The organism is Bacillus sp. AR13-1 (genome assembly GCF_008042285.1).
Classification (GTDB): domain Bacteria; phylum Bacillota; class Bacilli; order Bacillales; family Bacillaceae_G; genus Bacillus_A; species Bacillus_A mycoides.
On record NZ_QNUA01000016.1, the window covers coordinates 1 to 19,266 of the forward strand.

At 37.5% G+C, this 19,266-nt stretch carries 21 protein-coding genes and 2 other annotated features; all 21 genes read left to right on the forward strand.

Features of this window, described 5'->3' with window-relative positions; all coding sequences use genetic code 11:
• Positions 1–229: 229 nt before the first annotated feature.
• Positions 230–691, forward strand: coding sequence for a transcriptional regulator CtsR (gene ctsR, locus DN408_RS14065; RefSeq protein WP_078178337.1), 462 nt, complete (start codon positions 230–232; stop codon positions 689–691).
• 169 nt (positions 692–860) lie between these two features.
• Positions 861–1,409 (forward strand): protein-arginine kinase activator protein McsA, encoded by a 549-nt coding sequence (locus tag DN408_RS14070; protein WP_002009823.1) that lies wholly within the window; start codon positions 861–863, stop codon positions 1,407–1,409.
• A gap of 4 nt (positions 1,410–1,413) precedes the next feature.
• Positions 1,414–2,478 (forward strand): protein-arginine kinase McsB, encoded by a 1,065-nt coding sequence (locus tag DN408_RS14075; RefSeq protein ID WP_147740220.1) that lies wholly within the window; start codon positions 1,414–1,416, stop codon positions 2,476–2,478.
• Between the two features lie 22 nt (positions 2,479–2,500).
• Positions 2,501–4,936 carry an ATP-dependent protease ATP-binding subunit ClpC gene (clpC, locus tag DN408_RS14080; RefSeq protein WP_002063405.1) on the forward strand — a complete coding sequence of 812 codons (2,436 nt, stop codon included), beginning with the start codon at positions 2,501–2,503 and terminating at the stop codon, positions 4,934–4,936.
• A 94-nt stretch (positions 4,937–5,030) separates the two neighbouring features.
• Positions 5,031–6,407 (forward strand): DNA repair protein RadA, encoded by a 1,377-nt coding sequence (radA, locus tag DN408_RS14085; protein WP_002169331.1) that lies wholly within the window; start codon positions 5,031–5,033, stop codon positions 6,405–6,407.
• A 3-nt stretch (positions 6,408–6,410) separates the two neighbouring features.
• Positions 6,411–7,484, forward strand: a complete 1,074-nt coding sequence (gene disA, locus DN408_RS14090; protein ID WP_000392162.1) for a DNA integrity scanning diadenylate cyclase DisA — start codon at positions 6,411–6,413, stop codon at positions 7,482–7,484.
• A 160-nt stretch (positions 7,485–7,644) separates the two neighbouring features.
• Positions 7,645–8,748, forward strand: a complete 1,104-nt coding sequence (locus DN408_RS14095) for a PIN/TRAM domain-containing protein (RefSeq protein ID WP_002063406.1) — start codon at positions 7,645–7,647, stop codon at positions 8,746–8,748.
• Between the two features lie 16 nt (positions 8,749–8,764).
• Positions 8,765–9,445: a 2-C-methyl-D-erythritol 4-phosphate cytidylyltransferase gene (gene ispD, locus DN408_RS14100; protein ID WP_002009811.1), complete on the forward strand. Its 681-nt coding sequence runs from the start codon at positions 8,765–8,767 to the stop codon at positions 9,443–9,445.
• 113 nt (positions 9,446–9,558) lie between these two features.
• Positions 9,559–10,035, forward strand: coding sequence for a 2-C-methyl-D-erythritol 2,4-cyclodiphosphate synthase (gene ispF / locus DN408_RS14105; RefSeq protein WP_000488386.1), 477 nt, complete (start codon positions 9,559–9,561; stop codon positions 10,033–10,035).
• Positions 10,036–10,124: 89 nt separating this feature from the next.
• On the forward strand, positions 10,125–11,582 hold the full coding sequence (gene gltX, locus DN408_RS14110) for a glutamate--tRNA ligase (protein WP_002091496.1): 1,458 nt from the start codon (positions 10,125–10,127) through the stop codon (positions 11,580–11,582).
• 47 nt (positions 11,583–11,629) lie between these two features.
• Positions 11,630–11,875: a binding site (T-box leader), on the forward strand.
• A 137-nt stretch (positions 11,876–12,012) separates the two neighbouring features.
• A complete protein-coding gene (cysE, locus tag DN408_RS14115) occupies positions 12,013–12,678 on the forward strand; it encodes a serine O-acetyltransferase (RefSeq protein ID WP_002169329.1) in 666 nt (221 codons plus the stop codon).
• The gene (cysS, locus tag DN408_RS14120) at positions 12,659–14,056 is read left to right on the forward strand and encodes a cysteine--tRNA ligase (RefSeq protein WP_078178336.1); all 1,398 of its coding nucleotides are present in this window, start codon (positions 12,659–12,661) and stop codon (positions 14,054–14,056) included. Before cysE ends, cysS begins: the two co-directional genes overlap by 20 nt.
• A gap of 2 nt (positions 14,057–14,058) precedes the next feature.
• The gene (locus DN408_RS14125) at positions 14,059–14,466 is read left to right on the forward strand and encodes a Mini-ribonuclease 3 (protein WP_002063411.1); all 408 of its coding nucleotides are present in this window, start codon (positions 14,059–14,061) and stop codon (positions 14,464–14,466) included.
• Positions 14,463–15,206: a 23S rRNA (guanosine(2251)-2'-O)-methyltransferase RlmB gene (gene rlmB / locus DN408_RS14130; RefSeq protein ID WP_002091503.1), complete on the forward strand. Its 744-nt coding sequence runs from the start codon at positions 14,463–14,465 to the stop codon at positions 15,204–15,206. The genes DN408_RS14125 and rlmB overlap by 4 nt, the downstream gene beginning before the upstream one ends.
• A gap of 3 nt (positions 15,207–15,209) precedes the next feature.
• Complete coding sequence (locus DN408_RS14135; RefSeq protein ID WP_002169327.1) at positions 15,210–15,722, forward strand: NYN domain-containing protein; 513 nt, start codon at positions 15,210–15,212, stop codon at positions 15,720–15,722.
• Between the two features lie 67 nt (positions 15,723–15,789).
• Positions 15,790–16,449 (forward strand): RNA polymerase factor sigma-70, encoded by a 660-nt coding sequence (locus DN408_RS14140; RefSeq protein WP_002009799.1) that lies wholly within the window; start codon positions 15,790–15,792, stop codon positions 16,447–16,449.
• A 128-nt stretch (positions 16,450–16,577) separates the two neighbouring features.
• Positions 16,578–16,724 carry a 50S ribosomal protein L33 gene (rpmG, locus tag DN408_RS14145; RefSeq protein WP_012260172.1) on the forward strand — a complete coding sequence of 49 codons (147 nt, stop codon included), beginning with the start codon at positions 16,578–16,580 and terminating at the stop codon, positions 16,722–16,724.
• A gap of 32 nt (positions 16,725–16,756) precedes the next feature.
• Positions 16,757–16,936: a preprotein translocase subunit SecE gene (gene secE, locus DN408_RS14150; RefSeq protein ID WP_002009797.1), complete on the forward strand. Its 180-nt coding sequence runs from the start codon at positions 16,757–16,759 to the stop codon at positions 16,934–16,936.
• A gap of 131 nt (positions 16,937–17,067) precedes the next feature.
• Positions 17,068–17,601, forward strand: coding sequence for a transcription termination/antitermination protein NusG (gene nusG, locus DN408_RS14155; RefSeq protein ID WP_002009795.1), 534 nt, complete (start codon positions 17,068–17,070; stop codon positions 17,599–17,601).
• A 168-nt stretch (positions 17,602–17,769) separates the two neighbouring features.
• Positions 17,770–18,195, forward strand: coding sequence for a 50S ribosomal protein L11 (gene rplK / locus DN408_RS14160; protein ID WP_001085872.1), 426 nt, complete (start codon positions 17,770–17,772; stop codon positions 18,193–18,195).
• 180 nt (positions 18,196–18,375) lie between these two features.
• Positions 18,376–19,068, forward strand: coding sequence for a 50S ribosomal protein L1 (gene rplA, locus DN408_RS14165; RefSeq protein WP_002009792.1), 693 nt, complete (start codon positions 18,376–18,378; stop codon positions 19,066–19,068).
• Between the two features lie 49 nt (positions 19,069–19,117).
• Positions 19,118–19,263, forward strand: a sequence feature (ribosomal protein L10 leader region).
• Positions 19,264–19,266 lie beyond the last annotated feature (3 nt).

The window sequence follows — 19,266 nt, forward strand, 5'->3', positions numbered from 1 at the left end:
TAGGACGTCGCCAAGCAAAATAAAAACACAAGTCTTTTGACTTGTGTTTTTTCGTGTTTCTTTTTACAATTCATAGTAATTTAAAAAATCTTTACTTAAAGAATCGTCCTTTTGATTAAAGACAGGGAAATGTGGCTAGGATAGTGAATAAGCAAAAGAGTTGCAAATTTTTTTAATACGTATATAATTAAAGTCAAAGATAGTCAAAGTCAATAAAGGTGGCGGATAAATGAGAAATATATCTGATATCATTGAGAAATATCTAAAGCAAGTTATTGACTTAAGCAATAATAATGCGATTGAAATCAAGAGGAATGAGGTCGCTGATCGATTCGATTGTGTGCCGTCTCAAATCAACTATGTAATCAATACCCGTTTTACGTTAGAAAGAGGATTCGTAGTAGAAAGTAAACGAGGTGGAGGAGGTTACATTCGCATTATAAAAGTCAAACTGCATGATGATATAGACATTATTGATCAAATGCTTCATATGATTGATCATAGCGTTGTACAAGGAAATGCAGAAAGCATGATTATACGTTTAATAGAAGAGGGTATTATAACAAATCGTGAAGCTAAACTTATGTTAAGCGTACTAGATCGTTCTGTATTATTAATGGATGTTCCTTCTCGAGATGAACTTAGGGCTCGAATATTATGCGCAATGTTAAGAACACTGAAATATAAATAAATATAACTTTTGTTAAGAATGATAGCTAAGATAATGCAGTTTAATATTGTAGGGATTTTGAAAGATGACATGTGCTTTTACTAAATGGATTAAGGAAAGAGAACAATCTAGTAATGTATGAAAAGTATCATGAGATAGATCGTTCCTGTTGTAAAGGTGGGGGATAGCGATGACTTGTCAAAACTGTAATATAAGACCAGCAACTTTACATTATACAAAAGTAATCAACGGAAAAAAGGCGGAAGTTCATCTTTGCGAGCAATGTGCAGAACAAAGTGGCTATACGTCTTTCTTTCAATCACCGCAATCTAATTTTTCATTCCATGACCTATTAGCCGGATTATTGCATAGTGAACCGGCAATGTTTGAAGAAGGGCAAGATGCATTTTCAAATACAAATATATCAAGATGTCCGAATTGTAAGATGACATATGAACAATTTACAAAAGTGGGACGCTTTGGATGTGCTTCTTGTTACGATACATTTAAGGGGCATTTAAAACCATTGTTAAAACGACTTCACGGTGGGCATACGGATCATTGTGGAAAAATTCCTGAACGTATAGAAGGAAATATCTACTTAAAGAAAGAATTAGATGAACTAAAACTCAATCTGAAACAATATGTACAGAAAGAGGAATTTGAGAAAGCGGCTGAAGTACGAGATAAAATTCGAGGTCTTGTAAATCAGCTTAGTGAGCATAGAGAGGGGGAATAGTTCTATGTCACTGGACAGAATCATGAATGAAGCGATTAGTCCATGGATGAAGGGAGATGGCCCTGATTCTGATATTGTTTTAAGTAGTCGAATTCGTTTGGCTCGTAATTTTAAAAAATATCAATTCTCTACTATGCAAAACGAGGAAGAAGCTAAGCAGATTCATGAGTTATTTAAGAAGAAGTTTATAAAAAAACCTGTAGAACCTTTTGGGGAGTTTGAACTATTAAAAATGAATGAATTAAATCCTCTTCAAAGGAGAGTTTTAGTTGAGAAGCATTTAATTAGTCCAAATCTTGCAGGAACAGAATACGGAGCATGCCTACTATCAGAAAGTGAACATATAAGTATCATGCTTAATGAAGAGGATCATGTTAGGATTCAGTGCCTATTTTCAGGTTTACAGTTATCAGAGGCGCTTCAAAGTGCCAATCAAATAGATAATTGGATCGAGGAGCAGGTTGAATATGCTTTTGATGAATCGCTTGGATATATTACGAGTTGTCCCACTAACGTCGGTACAGGATTAAGGGCTTCGGTAATGATTCATTTGCCGGGACTGGTTTTAACGAAAAGAATTAACCATATTATACAAGTAATTCAAAAATTAGGGTTAGTAGTAAGAGGAATATACGGTGAAGGTAGCGAAGCGTTAGGTAATATATTTCAAGTGTCAAATCAAATGACACTAGGGAAATCAGAAGAAGATATTATTGCAGATTTAAAGAGTGTCATTCAACAAATCATCCATCAAGAAAAAACGGCTAGAGAATTAATTGTACAAAATTCAAGCATTGAGCTTGAAGATAAGGTATATCGTTCTTACGGAATACTAGCTAACAGTCGTTTAATTCAATCTGCAGAAGCAGCCACTTGCTTATCAGATGTACGGCTTGGTATTGACTTAGGATATATACAAGGTATATCGAGAAATATTTTAACTGAGTTAATGGTTCTTACTCAGCCAGGCATTTTGCAACAATATGCAGGAGGACCTTTAGGACCAGAAGAAAGAGATTATCGAAGAGCAACCTTAATCCGTGAGCGATTACGAATTGAACAAAATTAAGCGCAAGTAGGAGGCGATTTCTATGATGTTTGGAAGATTTACAGAACGAGCACAGAAAGTATTAGCTTTATCTCAAGAGGAAGCAATTCGCATTGGGCATAATAATATTGGAACAGAACATATTTTACTTGGGCTTGTACGCGAAGGTGAAGGAATTGCAGCAAAAGCGTTAATTGCTCTTGGATTAAGTCCAGAGAAAGTTCAAAAAGAGGTAGAAGCATTAATTGGACGTGGAACGGAAGCTTCTCAAACAGTACATTACACACCTCGTGCTAAAAAAGTTATTGAGTTGTCTATGGACGAAGCTCGTAAGCTAGGCCATTCCTACGTTGGAACAGAACATATTTTACTTGGTTTAATCCGTGAAGGTGAAGGTGTAGCAGCACGCGTTTTAAATAATTTAGGTGTAAGTCTAAATAAAGCAAGACAACAAGTGTTACAACTCCTTGGAAGTAATGAAGCTAGTTCAGGTCACCAGGGTGGTTCATCAACAAATGCGAATACACCTACACTTGACAGTCTAGCACGTGATTTAACAGTTGTTGCACGTGAAAATCGTTTAGATCCTGTTATTGGACGCAGTAAAGAAATTCAACGTGTAATTGAAGTGTTAAGCCGTAGAACAAAAAACAATCCAGTATTAATTGGAGAACCTGGTGTAGGTAAGACAGCAATTGCGGAAGGATTAGCACAGCAAATTGTAAATAATGAAGTTCCTGAAACTTTAAGAGATAAGCGTGTTATGACATTAGATATGGGTACAGTTGTTGCTGGAACAAAATATCGTGGTGAATTTGAGGATCGTTTAAAGAAAGTGATGGATGAGATTCGCCAAGCTGGTAACATCATTCTATTTATTGATGAGCTTCATACGTTAATTGGTGCAGGAGGGGCGGAAGGTGCAATTGATGCATCGAATATTTTAAAACCATCTTTAGCACGTGGTGAATTACAATGTATTGGTGCAACAACTTTAGACGAATATCGTAAATATATTGAAAAGGATGCGGCATTAGAAAGACGTTTCCAACCAATTCATGTTGATGAACCAAACTTAGAAGAATCAGTTCAGATTTTAAAAGGTTTACGTGACCGTTATGAGGCGCATCACCGCGTATCTATTACAGATGATGCAATCGATGCGGCTGTAAAACTTTCAGATCGTTACATTACAGACCGTTTTTTACCTGATAAAGCAATCGATTTAATTGATGAGGCTGCATCAAAAGTGCGCTTACGTTCTTATACAACACCGCCAAACTTAAAAGAGCTTGAAGTGAAGCTTGAGGAAATTAGAAAAGAAAAAGATGCAGCTGTACAAAGCCAAGAATTTGAAAAAGCTGCTTCCTTACGTGATATGGAACAACGTTTGCGTGAAAAGTTAGAAGATACAAAGCGTCAGTGGAAAGAGAAACAAGGACAAGAAAACTCAGAAGTAACAGTAGAAGATATTGCAAATGTCGTTTCCACATGGACGCGTATTCCAGTTTCTAAACTTGCACAAACAGAGACAGATAAATTATTAAACTTGGAATCAATTTTACATGATCGTTTAATTGGGCAGGATGAAGCAGTTGTAGCTGTGGCAAAAGCTGTTCGTCGTGCGAGAGCGGGATTAAAAGATCCGAAACGTCCAATTGGCTCATTTATTTTCCTAGGACCTACTGGTGTAGGTAAAACAGAACTAGCAAGGGCATTAGCGGAATCTATGTTCGGTGATGAGGATGCAATGATCCGCATCGATATGTCTGAGTACATGGAAAAGCATTCTACTTCTCGTTTAGTTGGATCTCCTCCAGGATATGTTGGATATGAAGAAGGTGGACAATTAACAGAGAAAGTTCGTCGTAAGCCATATTCAGTTGTCTTATTAGATGAAGTAGAGAAAGCTCATCCTGATGTGTTTAATATTTTACTACAAGTATTAGAAGATGGCCGTTTAACAGATTCTAAAGGACGTACAGTTGATTTCCGTAATACAATTGTTATTATGACGTCTAATGTTGGTGCAGACGCATTAAAACGTAATAAACATCTTGGATTTAACGTACAAGATGAGAGCCGCGATTATTCAGATATGAAAGGTAAAGTAATGGATGAATTGAAAAAAGCATTTCGTCCAGAATTCTTAAACCGTATTGATGAAATTATCGTGTTCCATATGCTTGAGAAAAAACATATTCAAGAAATTGTAACTCTTATGGTGAATCAGTTAGTGAATCGCTTAAAAGAACAAGAGATTGAATTGCATTTAACAGAAGGAGCAATTTCAGCAATTGCTGATAAAGGATTTGATCGAGAGTACGGTGCTCGTCCGCTTCGTAGAGCAATTCAAAAACATGTAGAAGATAGACTATCAGAAGAACTGTTAAAAGGTGCTATTGAGAAAGGACAAAAAGTTATCTTTGATATAGAAGGAGAATCATTTGTCATTCATAGTGCGGAAAAGGTAAAATAAGTATAGACAAACAAAGAGGGCTACGCGATAGCCCTCTTTCTTGTACGAGAAGGATAAACGTTTGTAGATGAAAGTGAAGTGAACTATAAAAGATATGGCTAAAAAGAAAACAAAATTTACATGTCAAGAATGTGGTTATCAGTCGCCAAAATATATGGGGAAATGTCCTGGATGTGGTCAATGGAATACGCTTGTTGAAGAGATGGAACCAGTTGTATCATCAAGACGCCTTAATTATGCCAATGCAATTCAATCAGAAGTAACAAAACCAAGACGCTTAACAGAGGTAGAAACAAAGTCTGAGGCGCGTATTGAAACGAAATTTCAAGAGTTTAACCGTGTACTTGGTGGCGGGATTGTAGATGGATCTTTAGTACTTATTGGTGGAGACCCTGGGATTGGGAAATCAACATTGTTATTACAAATTTCATCGCAATTAGCAGATTCTTTATATGATGTACTATACATATCAGGTGAGGAGTCAGCAAAGCAGATCAAACTTCGTGCAGATCGTTTGCATGTAAAGGGTAGTAATCTATTTGTTGTAGCAGAGACTGATTTACAGAGAATTGCAGCGCACATTGAGGAGATGAATCCAGCTTTTGTTGTTATTGACTCCATCCAGACGATACATTTACCTGAAGTGACGTCAGCCCCAGGGAGTGTAACGCAAGTACGTGAATGTACAGCGGAATTAATGAAACTTGCAAAGACGAAAGGGATTCCTATTTTTATCGTCGGACATGTGACAAAAGAAGGGGCAATTGCAGGACCACGTATGCTAGAACATATGGTTGATGCAGTTCTTTACTTTGAAGGAGATCGTCACCATACATATCGTATTTTGCGAGCTGTGAAGAACCGTTTTGGTTCCACAAATGAAATGGGTATCTTTGAAATGAAGGAACTAGGTCTTGCAGAAGTACTAAATCCTTCTGAAATTTTCCTTGAGGAACGTCCAGTTGGAGTTGCAGGATCCACAGTGGTTGCTTCAATGGAAGGAACAAGGCCGGTTTTAGTAGAAATACAAGCATTAATCTCCCCTACTAGTTTTGGAAATCCTCGAAGAATGGCGACGGGAATTGATCATAACCGCGTTTCACTTATTATGGCAGTGCTAGAAAAAAGAACAGGTTTATTGTTGCAAAATCAAGACGCATATTTAAAAGTTGCGGGTGGCTTGAAATTAGATGAACCAGCAATCGATTTAGCTGTCGCCTTAAGTATTGCTTCAAGTTTCAGAGATAAAGCTACTGCACCAGCCGATGCGGTAATAGGAGAAGTAGGCCTAACTGGAGAAATAAGGAGAGTATCAAGAATTGAACAACGTGTACAAGAAGCAGCGAAATTAGGATTTCAACGTGCTATTATTCCTAGAAAAAATTTGGGAGGATGGACAATTCCAGATGGGATTGAGGTAGTAGGTGTTTCTAATTTAGGAGAAGCGCTTCGTTTGACATTAGGAGGCTAGGCTATGGAGGAAAACAAGCAACGTGTCAAAAGTATGATTAATATTCTACAGCTTGTTGCCCCAGGAACACCACTACGCGAAGGGATAGATAACGTACTTCGTGCGCAAACTGGAGGGCTAATTGTTCTTGGGTATAATGAGCAGATTAAAAGTATTGTTGATGGAGGATTTCACATTAATTGTGCATTCTCGCCGGCTAGTTTATATGAATTAGCAAAAATGGATGGGGCACTTATTTTAAATGAAACTGGGAGCAAAATTTTAATTGCAAATGCACAATTAGTTCCAGATCCATCCATTGATTCTATTGAAACAGGTATGCGTCACCGAACGGCAGAGCGTGTAGCAAAGCAGACGGCTAGCCTTGTTGTGGCTATTTCACAAAGACGTAACGTAATTACACTATATCAAGGGAACTTACGTTATACACTAAAAGATATAGGTGTAATTTTAACAAAGGCAAACCAAGCTATTCAAACGTTAGAAAAATATAAAGCTGTATGGAATGATGGGATTACGAATTTGGGCATTCTAGAATTTGAAGAGGTCGTTACAATGTCCGAGGTAGTTCACGTTTTACATAGTGTTGAAATGGTACTGCGTATTAAAAATGAAATAGTGAGCTACATTCATGAGTTAGGAACGGAAGGAAGATTAATTCGTTTACAACTTACAGAATTACTAGCCGACTTAGAAGCAGAGGCAGCGTTATTAATTAAGGATTATTATCAAGAAAAAACGCAGGATCACCATCAAATCTTGAAAAAGTTACAAGATCTTGCAAATACACAGCTTTTAGAGGATAGCGATTTAGTTAAATTGCTCGGCTATCCAGGGCAAATGAGCTTAGAAGAAAGCGTGACACCGAGGGGATACCGAATCGCAAGCAAAATTTCTCGTGTTCCACCACTTATCATTGAAAATTTAATTAATCGATTTAAAACATTGCAAGGTGTTTGTCGTGCAACTATTAATGAATTGGATGATGTGGAAGGAATTGGGGAAGTTAGGGCGAAGAAAATACGAGAGGGCCTAAAAAGAATTCAAGAGCATCTCTATATGAGTAGACACAATTAAGAATATTACATTGATTCCATAATATAACGACACTAGAACATTTTTGTTATATGATATGGTATATTGGTAAATAAAACTATTTACAAAAAAACACGTCCGCTTTTGCATTCGGCGTTTTGATTAGCAAAACAATGGTTAATAATGAGTAGGAGGTGGTTGGATGTTAAAAAGGATCGTACAGCTCTTCTTTTTAGTGATCGGGGGAGCGTTAGGGATTTTTCTAATCCCAAAAGTTATTAATGTATTGGACGTTGGTGCTGTTCCTTTGCTTGAGGGATCGTACGTTCGTGCAATTATTGGTGCAATTATTTTATTTTTAACAACATTTTGGCTTGTGGATTATATTGTTCAACTTATTAAACATATCGAAGAAGCCCTTGTAAAGGCACCGGTAGCGGATGTTTTATTTGGTACATTAGGGTTGATCTCTGGTCTTATTGTTGCATATTTAATTTTGATACCAATTCGTGAATTCACGATTCCAGTCATTAGTACAGTATTACAAGTGTTCTTTACTCTTTTACTTGGTTATTTAGGATTCCAAGTAGGATTTAAAAAGAGAAATGAATTGCTAGGATTATTTACATTACCCCAGCGTGGAGGTAAGAAGAAAAACAATAGCGAGAACGAAGAGGTAGAGGTAGAAAAATCTACAACTCATTGGAAAATTCTCGATACAAGCGTAATTATTGATGGACGTATTGCGGATATTTGCCAAACGAAGTTTTTAGAAGGAACAATTGTGATTCCACAATTCGTATTAGAAGAGCTTCAGCATATTGCCGATTCTTCTGATGCTTTAAAGCGTAATCGTGGTCGCAGAGGATTAGACATTTTAAATCGTATTCAAAAAGAGCTACCAATTCCGGTGGAAATTTATGAAGGCGATTTTGAGGATATCCAAGAGGTGGATAGCAAGCTTGTAAAGTTAGCTAAAATCACTGGTGGAACTGTTGTAACAAATGATTTCAACTTAAACAAAGTTTCTGAATTACAAGGAGTAACAGTATTAAACATTAACGATTTAGCAAATGCAATTAAACCAGTCGTACTCCCTGGCGAAGAATTAAGTGTTTATGTTGTGAAAGATGGTAAAGAACAAAATCAAGGTGTGGCATATTTAGATGATGGCACGATGATTGTAGTAGAAGACGGTAGAGAATATGTCGGTTCGCAACTTAATGTACTAGTTACAAGTGTGTTGCAAACATCGGCAGGTCGTATGATTTTCGCAAAACGTAAATTATTAGAAAAAGCATTATAAGTAGAGGATTATTAATATGTATACGTTAATTATTCCAGCAGCGGGTCAAGGGAAACGGATGGGTGCTGGCAAAAACAAGTTGTTCTTACTTATAAATGGAGTACCTATCATTGTGCATACATTACGTGCTTTTGAAAAAGATAAAGCATGTAAACGTATTATCATGGCAATTAACGAAGAGGAACGCCCTTATTTTGAGGAGTTAATGCAGAAGTACCCGGTTGAAAAGCAGGTGCAATTTATTCAAGGCGGGGCCGAAAGACAAGATAGTGTGTATAATGCGCTTCAGTATGTGAGTGGTGTTGAATATGTTCTCGTACACGATGGTGCGCGCCCGTTCGTAACGAATAAGATGATGCAAGATGTATTAACTGCAGCAGAGAAATATGGTGCTTCCATTTGTGCGGTGCCAGTGAAGGATACCATTAAGAAAGTAGAACAGGGTGTTGTTGTTGAAACGGTAGAACGTTCTCAGCTTAAAGCGGTTCAAACACCGCAAGGATTTTCTGTTCCTCTTTTATTAGAAGCTCATAGAAGTGCAAAGCAAAGTTGTTTTCTTGGTACAGATGACGCAAGTCTCGTAGAACGTGTAGGGAAGAAAGTAGGCGTAGTAGAGGGGAGTTACTATAATATTAAAGTGACGACTCCAGAGGATTTACTAATTGCTGAAAGTTTCCTTCATGTTCAGAAGAAATAGAAGTGATGGTATTATAGTAAAGAAAAGCTCGGCAGTTGCCGGGCTTTTCTTTATAGAGATAGCAATATAATATAGAATTCATAAAGTAGTTTAGATTGAGGAGGATGTAAAGAATGTTTCGAATTGGACAAGGTTTTGATGTACATGAATTTGCGGAAGGTAGACCGTTAATTATCGGTGGAATTACAATTCCTCATGAAAAAGGATTAATCGGTCACTCGGATGCAGATGTATTGTTACATACGATTGCTGACGCATGTCTAGGAGCAATTGCAGCAGGAGATATTGGAAAACATTTTCCCGATACAGATCCTGCCTTTAAAGATGCGGATTCAGCTGTATTGTTACAAAAGGTTTGGGAATTTGTGCGTGAACAAGGTTATGAGCTAGGGAACCTAGATTGTACAATTATTGCCCAAAAGCCAAAAATGGCACCGCATATTGAAAGCATGCGTAAACGCATTAGTGAACTATTAGAAACGTCTATTGATAATATTAATGTAAAGGCAACAACAACAGAAAAATTAGGATTTACAGGTAGAGAAGAAGGGATTGCTTCTCAAGCGGTTGTTTTATTACAGAAAAAATAGTGGTTTTTAATTCGTAAGATGGATAATCACGTTTTTTTGGTGTACAATTATAGAATGTGTTGACATTAAGATTGGAAGGTGTACCAACTATGGAAAAGCAAGTGAGAGTGCGCTATGCGCCAAGTCCAACAGGACACTTACATATCGGAAATGCGCGTACGGCATTATTTAATTATTTATTTGCTCGTCATCAAGATGGTAAGTTTATTATTCGTATTGAAGATACTGATGTGAAACGTAATGTTGCTGGTGGAGAAGAAAGCCAATTAAAATACTTGAAATGGCTCGGTATGGACTGGGATGAAGGTGTTGATGTTGGTGGTGAATTTGGACCATATCGTCAAACAGAGCGTTTAGATATTTATAAAAAATTATATAAAGATTTATTAGAGCGTGATTTAGCTTACAAATGTTATATGACAGAAGAAGAGCTAGAAGCAGAGCGTGAAGGTCAAATCGCTCGTGGTGAAACACCGCGTTATGCAGGAAACCACCGTGATTTAACTGAGGAGCAAATTAAAGGATTTGAGGCTGAAGGCCGTATTCCAAGTATTCGCTTCCGTGTGCCGGCTGATAGCGACTACACGTTTAAAGATCTCGTAAAAGATGAAGTTGCATTCCATTCAAATGATTTTGGTGATTTCGTTATCGTGAAAAAAGATGGAATTCCAACTTATAACTTTGCGGTAGCGGTAGATGATCACTTAATGGAGATTACACACGTACTTCGTGGTGATGATCATATTTCAAACACGCCAAAACAAATGATGATTTATGAAGCTTTCGGTTGGGATATCCCGAAGTTCGGTCATATGACTTTAATTGTAAACGAAAGCCGTAAAAAGCTAAGTAAGCGTGACGAATCTATTATTCAATTTATTGAGCAATATAAAGAGCTTGGATATCTTCCAGAAGCAATCTTTAACTTTATTGCATTACTAGGTTGGTCACCAGTAGGTGAAGAAGAAGTCTTCTCTCAAGATGAGTTTATCAAAATGTTTGATGCAGCTCGTTTATCAAAATCACCTGCATTATTTGATTCCCAAAAACTAAAATGGATGAACAACCAATATATGAAAAAACAAGATTTAGATACGGTTGTTGAACTAAGCTTACCGCATTTAGTGAAGGCGGGTCGCGTAGGTGAAAACTTAAGCGAACAAGAACAAGCGTGGGTTCGTGATGTAATTGCTTTATATCATGACCAAATGAGCTTTGGAGCTGAAATTGTAGAGCTTTCTGAAATGTTCTTTAAAGATCATGTTGATCATGAAGAAGAGGGACAAGAAGTATTGAAAGGTGAACAAGTACCTGAAGTACTTCGTGCATTTGCCGATCAATTAGAAGCTTTAGAAGCAATGGAGCCAGCGGCAGTTAAGGCGGCTATTAAAGCAGTTCAAAAAGAAACAGGACATAAAGGTAAAAACCTATTTATGCCAATCCGTGTTGCTACTACTGGACAAACACATGGTCCAGAGCTTCCTAACGCTATTGCTCTTCTTGGAAAAGAAAAAGTTTTAAATCGTATTCAAAAAGTAATTGGTTAACATTTTCTAGGTTTAGCAATATAATAAGTATATCTAAAATCTAATAAGGAAAAGCGACGAGAAGGAGAAGTAGAAAATCAGGCTTTTTACAGAGAGAACCACCCTTAGGCTGGAAGTGGTTTATAAGCGGATTTTTGAAATGCCCCTTCGAGTCTTCTGTTGAACAGCGAAGTATTTCGCGGAACGTCTTAGGGCGCAAAGTAAACAGAAGCGGTGTAAACCGTTATCATGAATGAGTTTGAGGCTTCTTTAGCCTAAACAGAGTGGAACCGCGCTTAAAAGGCGTCTCTGTCTATATGACAGAGGCGTCTTTTTTTTATACCATGTAAATGGTGTGAGTATAAGTTTTATCCCCTTGTATAAAGATTTAGGGGGAAGTGGGGAGTTAGTTCACTCGAAAAAAGCAGCCCATAAAGGGGAGGGAACATCGATGTTTAAGAGGCTTCGGGAAGATATTGAAGTCGTTTTTGAACAGGATCCAGCGGCAAGAAGTTATTTCGAAGTCATTTTAACTTACTCTGGATTACATGCAGTTTGGGCCCATCGAATTGCACATGCTTTTTATAAAAGGGATTTTTTCTTTATGGCACGTTGGATTTCGCAAGTTAGTCGTTTTTTTACTGGCATTGAGATTCATCCAGGAGCAACTATTGGTCGTCGTTTTTTCATTGATCATGGAATGGGGGTTGTAATTGGAGAAACGTGTGAAATTGGCGAAAACGTAACAATTTATCAAGGTGTCACATTAGGTGGTACAGGTAAAGAAAAAGGAAAGAGGCACCCTACAATTCAGGATAATGTATTAATTGCAACAGGTGCTAAAGTACTAGGTTCTATTACTATTGGAGAGAATTCTAAAATTGGAGCAGGATCTGTCGTGTTAAAGGAAGTTCCTGCGCATTCTACAGTTGTAGGTATACCTGGCCGAGTCGTTATTCAAAATGGAGTAAAGATTGGTCAAGAATTAAATCATTCTGATCTTCCGGATCCGATTTTTGATAAATTAAAGGTTATGGAAGTAGAACTTGATAAATTGAGAAAGCAACTCGAAGTAAAGGTAGGAAGGAAGGATAAAAATGACTATTCACATTTATAATACGTTAACGCGTCAAAAAGAAGAGTTTATGCCATTAGAAGAAAATAAGGTAAAGATGTATGTGTGCGGACCTACAGTGTATAACTACATTCACATTGGGAATGCAAGACCACCTATGGTGTTTGATACAGTACGCCGTTACTTAGAATATAAAGGATATGATGTGCAGTATGTATCTAACTTTACTGACGTGGATGATAAATTAATTAAGGCGGCAAACGAATTAGGTGAAGATGTGCCAACAATTGCAGATCGTTTTGTTGAAGCTTACTTTGAAGATGTAACGGCACTAGGTTGCAAACATGCAACGGTTCATCCACGTGTAACGGAAAATATGGATATCATTATTGAATTTATTCAAGAACTTGTGAATAAAGGGTATGCATATGAATCAGAAGGTGATGTGTACTTTAAAACGAAAGAATTCGAAGGTTACGGTAAATTATCACATCAACCGATTGCAGACTTACGTCACGGTGCACGTATTGAAGTAGGAGAAAAGAAACAAGACCCTCTTGATTTTGCTTTATGGAAAGCTGCGAAAGAAGGAGAAATCTTCTGGGAAAGCCCTTGGGGGAAAGGACGCCCAGGGTGGCATATTGAATGCTCAGCAATGGCGCGTAAATATTTAGGGGATACAATTGATATTCATGCTGGTGGTCAAGATTTAGCGTTTCCTCATCATGAAAATGAAATTGCGCAGTCTGAGGCGTTGACAGGAAAAACATTTGCACGTTATTGGATGCATAACGGATATATTAATATTAATAACGAGAAGATGTCTAAGTCGCTTGGAAACTTCATTTTAGTTCACGATATCATTAAACAATATGATCCACAGTTAATCAGGTTCTTTATGCTATCGGTACATTACCGTCACCCAATTAACTTTAGCGAGGATTTATTGCAAAGTACTAATAATGGACTAGAAAGAATTAAAACAGCTTACGGTAACTTAAAGCATCGTATGGAAAGTAGTACGGATTTAACGGATCATAATGAAAAATGGTTAGCTGAAATGGAAAAGTTCCAGGTTGCATTCGAAGAAGCGATGGATGATGATTTCAATACGGCTAATGCGATTACTGAATTATATAACGTAGCAAATCACGCAAATCAATATTTGTTAGAAGAACATACTTCTAAAGTTGTAATTGAAGCGTATGTAAAACAACTTGAAACATTATTTAGTATTTTAGGATTAGAATTAGCGCAAGAAGAGTTGCTTGATGAAGAAATTGAAGCACTAATCCAAAAGCGTATTGAAGCTCGTCAAAATCGTGACTTCGCACTATCTGATCAAATTCGTGATGATTTAAAAGGACGTAATATTATTTTAGAAGATACCACTCAAGGTACAAGATGGAAAAGAGGATAAGAATGATTGATGCAAAGCAATTAAACAGCTTAGCTTTAGCATATATGGGTGATGCGGTATATGAGCAATATATCCGCTATCACCTCCTTCAAAAGGGGAAAGTTCGCCCTAATCAATTACATCGCTTAGGGACGAGCTTTGTTTCGGCAAAAGCACAGGCGAAAGTTGTTTATCATTTATTAGAAACGGCATTTTTGACAGAAGAGGAAGAGGCGGTATTAAGAAGAGGGCGTAATGCGAATTCGGGTACTGTTCCAAAAAATACAGATGTACAAACATATCGACACAGTACAGCCTTTGAAGCGCTAATCGGTTATCATCACTTGTTGAATAATCGTGAAAGATTGGACGAGATTGTATATAAGGCGATTGACGTTTTGGAAGAAAAGGAAGGGAGCACATCATCATGAGTAGTGAATATATTATCGGACGTAACCCTGTAATTGAAGCTTTAAGAGCGGGGCGAGATATTAATAAAATTTTGGTAGCGGAAGGTGCTGCCAAAGGACAAGTGCAAATTGTACTAGCATTAGCAAAAGAGAATAAGGTTATCTTGCAACACGCACCAAAGAAGAAATTAGATCAATTGGTTGAGGGTAATCATCAAGGTGTAATTGCTCAAGTAGCTGCATATCAATATGCTGAGTTAGAGGATTTGTTTAAATTAGCAGAAAAACGCAATGAAGATCCGTTCTTCTTAATTTTAGATGAAATTGAAGACCCACATAACTTAGGCTCTATTATGCGTACTGCGGATGCAACAGGGGCTCATGGGGTTATTATTCCAAAAAGAAGAGCGGTGGGGCTTACAGCGTCAGTTGCGAAAGCGTCGACTGGGGCAATTGAATATATTCCTGTTGCACGTGTAACAAACTTATCGCGTACAATTGATGAATTAAAAGAACGTGGACTTTGGATTGCTGGCACAGATGCCAAAGGGAAAACAGATTACCGTAATTTAGATGGTAATATGCCAATCGGACTAGTAATTGGTAGTGAAGGAAAAGGTATGAGTCGTATTATTGGTGAAAAGTGTGATTTCCTAATTACTTTACCGATGGTCGGTAAAGTTACATCCTTAAATGCTTCAGTAGCCGCAAGTTTGTTAATGTATGAGGTATATCGTAAACGTCACGAAATTGGTAAATAAAAAATGAACGATATTTTAATCGTTGACGGTTACAACATTATCGGGGCTTGGGGAGACTTGAAGAAACTGCGGGATGTAGATTTACAGTCATCAAGAGACGCGCTTATTGATAAGATGGCGGATTATCAAGGCTATACAGGCACAAAGGTAATGATTGTCTTTGATGCCTATACAGTCTATGGTATTGAAAAAAAGATGAAACAATCACGGGTGGAAGTAATATTCACGAGAAAAAATCAAACTGCAGATGAAAAGATAGAACAACTTGCGATTGAGCTTAGAAATGTAAATACACAAATATACGTTGCAACTTCGGATTATACGGAGCAATGGATTATATTTGCGCAAGGTGCACTTCGAAAATCTGCGCGTGAATTAGAGTTAGAAGTGCAAGCGATGGAACAACAAGTAAGAAGGTGTACAAAAGACACGAAAGAAAAGCAACCCGCCATGCGAAAGATATTTAGTGAAGATATTACAGAAAAATTAGAAAAATTAAGAAGAGGAGAGCGTTGAAGCATTGACGCTCTTTATCTTTTTACTGTATAATATTGCTAAATATATAGCGGTCGGAGGGATCAGGGTGGAAGCAGGCTTCGTAAGTGTAGGCGACGTTACATTTCGTGATTTAGAGGATGAGGCAATCGTTGAGTTAGTTCGAAAAGGTAATACTGACGCTCTAGAATATTTAATTCACAAATATAAGAACTTTGTTCGCGCGAAATCAAGATCTTATTTCTTAGTGGGTGCCGATCGAGAAGATATTGTTCAAGAAGGCATGATTGGATTGTTTAAAGCTATTCGTGATTATAAAGGGGACAAGCTGTCTTCGTTCAAAGCATTTGCTGAACTGTGTATCACTCGACAAATTATTACCGCTATTAAAACAGCAACAAGGCAAAAACATATTCCGTTAAATTCGTATGTGTCTTTAGACAAGCCAATTTACGATGAGGAATCTGATCGAACATTATTAGATGTTATTTCGGAATCGAAAGTAACTGATCCAGAAGAGATGATTATAAGTCAGGAAGAATATACAGACATAGAATCTAAAATATCTGAATTATTAAGCGATTTAGAAAGAAAAGTGCTCTCTTTATACTTAGATGGTCGTTCCTATCAAGAAATTTCAGAACAGTTAAACAGGCACGTGAAATCTATTGATAACGCATTGCAGCGTGTAAAAAGGAAATTAGAAAGATATATGGAGATGAGAGAGAGCACAACTTTAAATTCATAGCAAGTGCCGCAGGTGTAAAATAATTCACCTGTTTTCTTTTTGTTAAGAGAGTGAAAGTCATGACATTGACATTGTCTTTTGTTGTATGATACATTTTTAGGGACAATGTTACAAGGTTGGTGTAACTAATGAGGAAAAAAGTTGTACTCTCATGTGAAGAGTGTAAAAATCGAAACTACTCTACGATGAAAGATACGAGCTCAGTAGAGCGACTTGAGATAAAGAAGTTTTGTAAAACATGCAATAAGCATACAGTTCACAAAGAAACAAAATAAATAATTGAAATAATAAACTGGAGGTCCCGTAGATGCGTTTAACGAACTTTTTCGGCGATGTAGGTCGCGAAATGAAAAAAGTAAGTTGGCCTAAAAAAGATGAATTACTCCGATCAACAACGACTGTTATCGCGACAGTTGTGTTCTTTGCGATTTTCTTCGCAGTGGTTGATATGGGCATTTCTTCTTTAATTCGGTTAATTCTTGGTTAATTCTTGAATAAGAAGCACTTATCCATGATATAATGTTATTTATAAGAACTGTGTAAAAGCCCGGTGAACGGGTTTTTTCATTTGCGCAAAAAAATGTACGTCAGGGAGGGAAGGACGCTCGTCCTAAATGAATGGAAAAAAGTTGGTATGTTGTCCATACTTATTCTGGATATGAAAATAAAGTAAAAGCAAACCTAGAGAAACGTGTAGAATCAATGGGTATGCAAGATAAAATTTTCCGTGTTGTTGTCCCGGAAGAAGTAGAAGTAGAAATGAAAAATGGTAAAGAAAAAATAACGAAAAGAAAAGTGTTCCCAGGTTACGTATTAGTAGAACTAATCATGACTGACGATTCTTGGTATGTTGTTCGTAATACGCCAGGTGTAACAGGCTTTGTCGGTTCTTCTGGTTCAGGATCTAAACCATCGCCTCTATTAGAAGAGGAAGTTGTTACCATCATGAAGCATATGGGAATGGACAATGAAGTGGTTGATTTCGAATTTGAACTTCATGAAACAGTGCGTGTAAATGAGGGGCCATTCGCGGATTATACAGGTGCGATTGAAGAAATTGATGTGGAAAAGAAAAAAGTTAGCGTGCTTGTAGACATGTTCGGTCGCGAGACTCCGGTTGAACTTGATTTCCATCAAATTGAAAAATTATAAAATGAAACTTGAAATGAATTGTAAAAAGTGATAATATCTTTTAAGTCAGTACGTCTTCGGTAACGGAGACGTTTTTTGAAAAAGATTTTATCATTATGATAAAATATGAAGTGGGAGGGCAAATCACTGCCCAATTGACCACATCACGGACTTAAGGAGGTGTGTCTCGTGGCTAAAAAGGTAATTAAAATGGTAAAACTTCAGATTCCTGCAGGTAAAGCTAATCCAGCTCCGCCGGTTGGTCCAGCATTAGGACAAGCAGGTGTTAACATCATGGGCTTCTGTAAAGAGTTTAACGCTCGTACAGCTGATCAAGCTGGTCTTATCATCCCTGTTGAAATTACGGTATTTGAAGACCGTTCATTCACTTTCATTACTAAAACTCCTCCTGCTGCTGTTCTTCTTAAGAAAGTAGCTGGTATTGAGTCTGGTTCTGGTGAACCAAACCGTAATAAAGTGGCAACTGTTAAGCGTGATAAAGTACGCGAAATCGCTGAAACTAAAATGCCTGACCTAAACGCTGCTAGCGTAGAAGCTGCAATGCGTATGGTTGAAGGTACTGCGCGCAGTATGGGCATCGTTATCGAAGACTAATTCGATTTGTTTTTTGTAAAAAAGGTTGCGGGTCTGGAATTCCAATTCGCAACCTTTATTATCGTAAATGATCATCATTTTTAAATAAATGGATGGGCGCACATCCTCGGGGGTTCCCGGAATGAAGGCGTAAACGTGGGAGGTTATTCCGCTAAAACCACATTCAAGGAGGAAACAAACATGGCTAAAAGAGGTAAAAAGTACGTTGAAGCTGCGAAGCTTGTTGATCGTGCATCTGCTTACTCTGCAACAGAAGCAGTAGAATTAGTAAAGAAAACAAACACAGCTAAATTTGATGCAACTGTAGAAGCTGCATTCCGTTTAGGTGTTGACCCTAAGAAAGCTGACCAACAAATTCGTGGTGCAGTTGTTCTTCCACACGGTACTGGTAAAGTACAACGTGTATTAGTATTCGCTAAAGGCGAAAAAGCAAAAGAAGCTGAAGCTGCTGGCGCTGAATTCGTAGGCGATGCTGATTACATCGGTAAAATCCAAAAAGGTTGGTTCGATTTCGATGTAGTAGTAGCAACTCCTGACATGATGGGTGAAGTTGGTAAACTTGGTCGTGTATTAGGACCTAAAGGTTTAATGCCAAACCCTAAAACTGGAACAGTTACTTTCGATGTAACTAAAGCTGTTAACGAAATCAAAGCTGGTAAAGTTGAATACCGCGTTGATAAAGCTGGTAACATCCACGTTCCAATCGGTAAAGTATCTTTCGAAGATGCTAAATTAGTAGAAAACTTCAAAACAATTGCTGACACGCTACAAAAAGCTAAGCCAGCTGCTGCAAAAGGTACTTACATGAAGAACGCAACTGTTGCTTCTACAATGGGACCTGGCGTACGCGTAGACGTTTCTACACTTGCGTAAAAATTGGAAGTTGACTTCATAAAGAAGTTTTAATATAATCATTTATGTTGTGAATTTTAATAGTGTACCGTAGACAGTAGGAGTCGATTCGACTTAATTTCCTACCTAGGTGTTAATATACGAAGCGGAATCTTTTTTCTGTGACTATATGCCTCCATGTCTACAAGTTGGGCATGGAGGTTTTTAGTGCACTTTCGG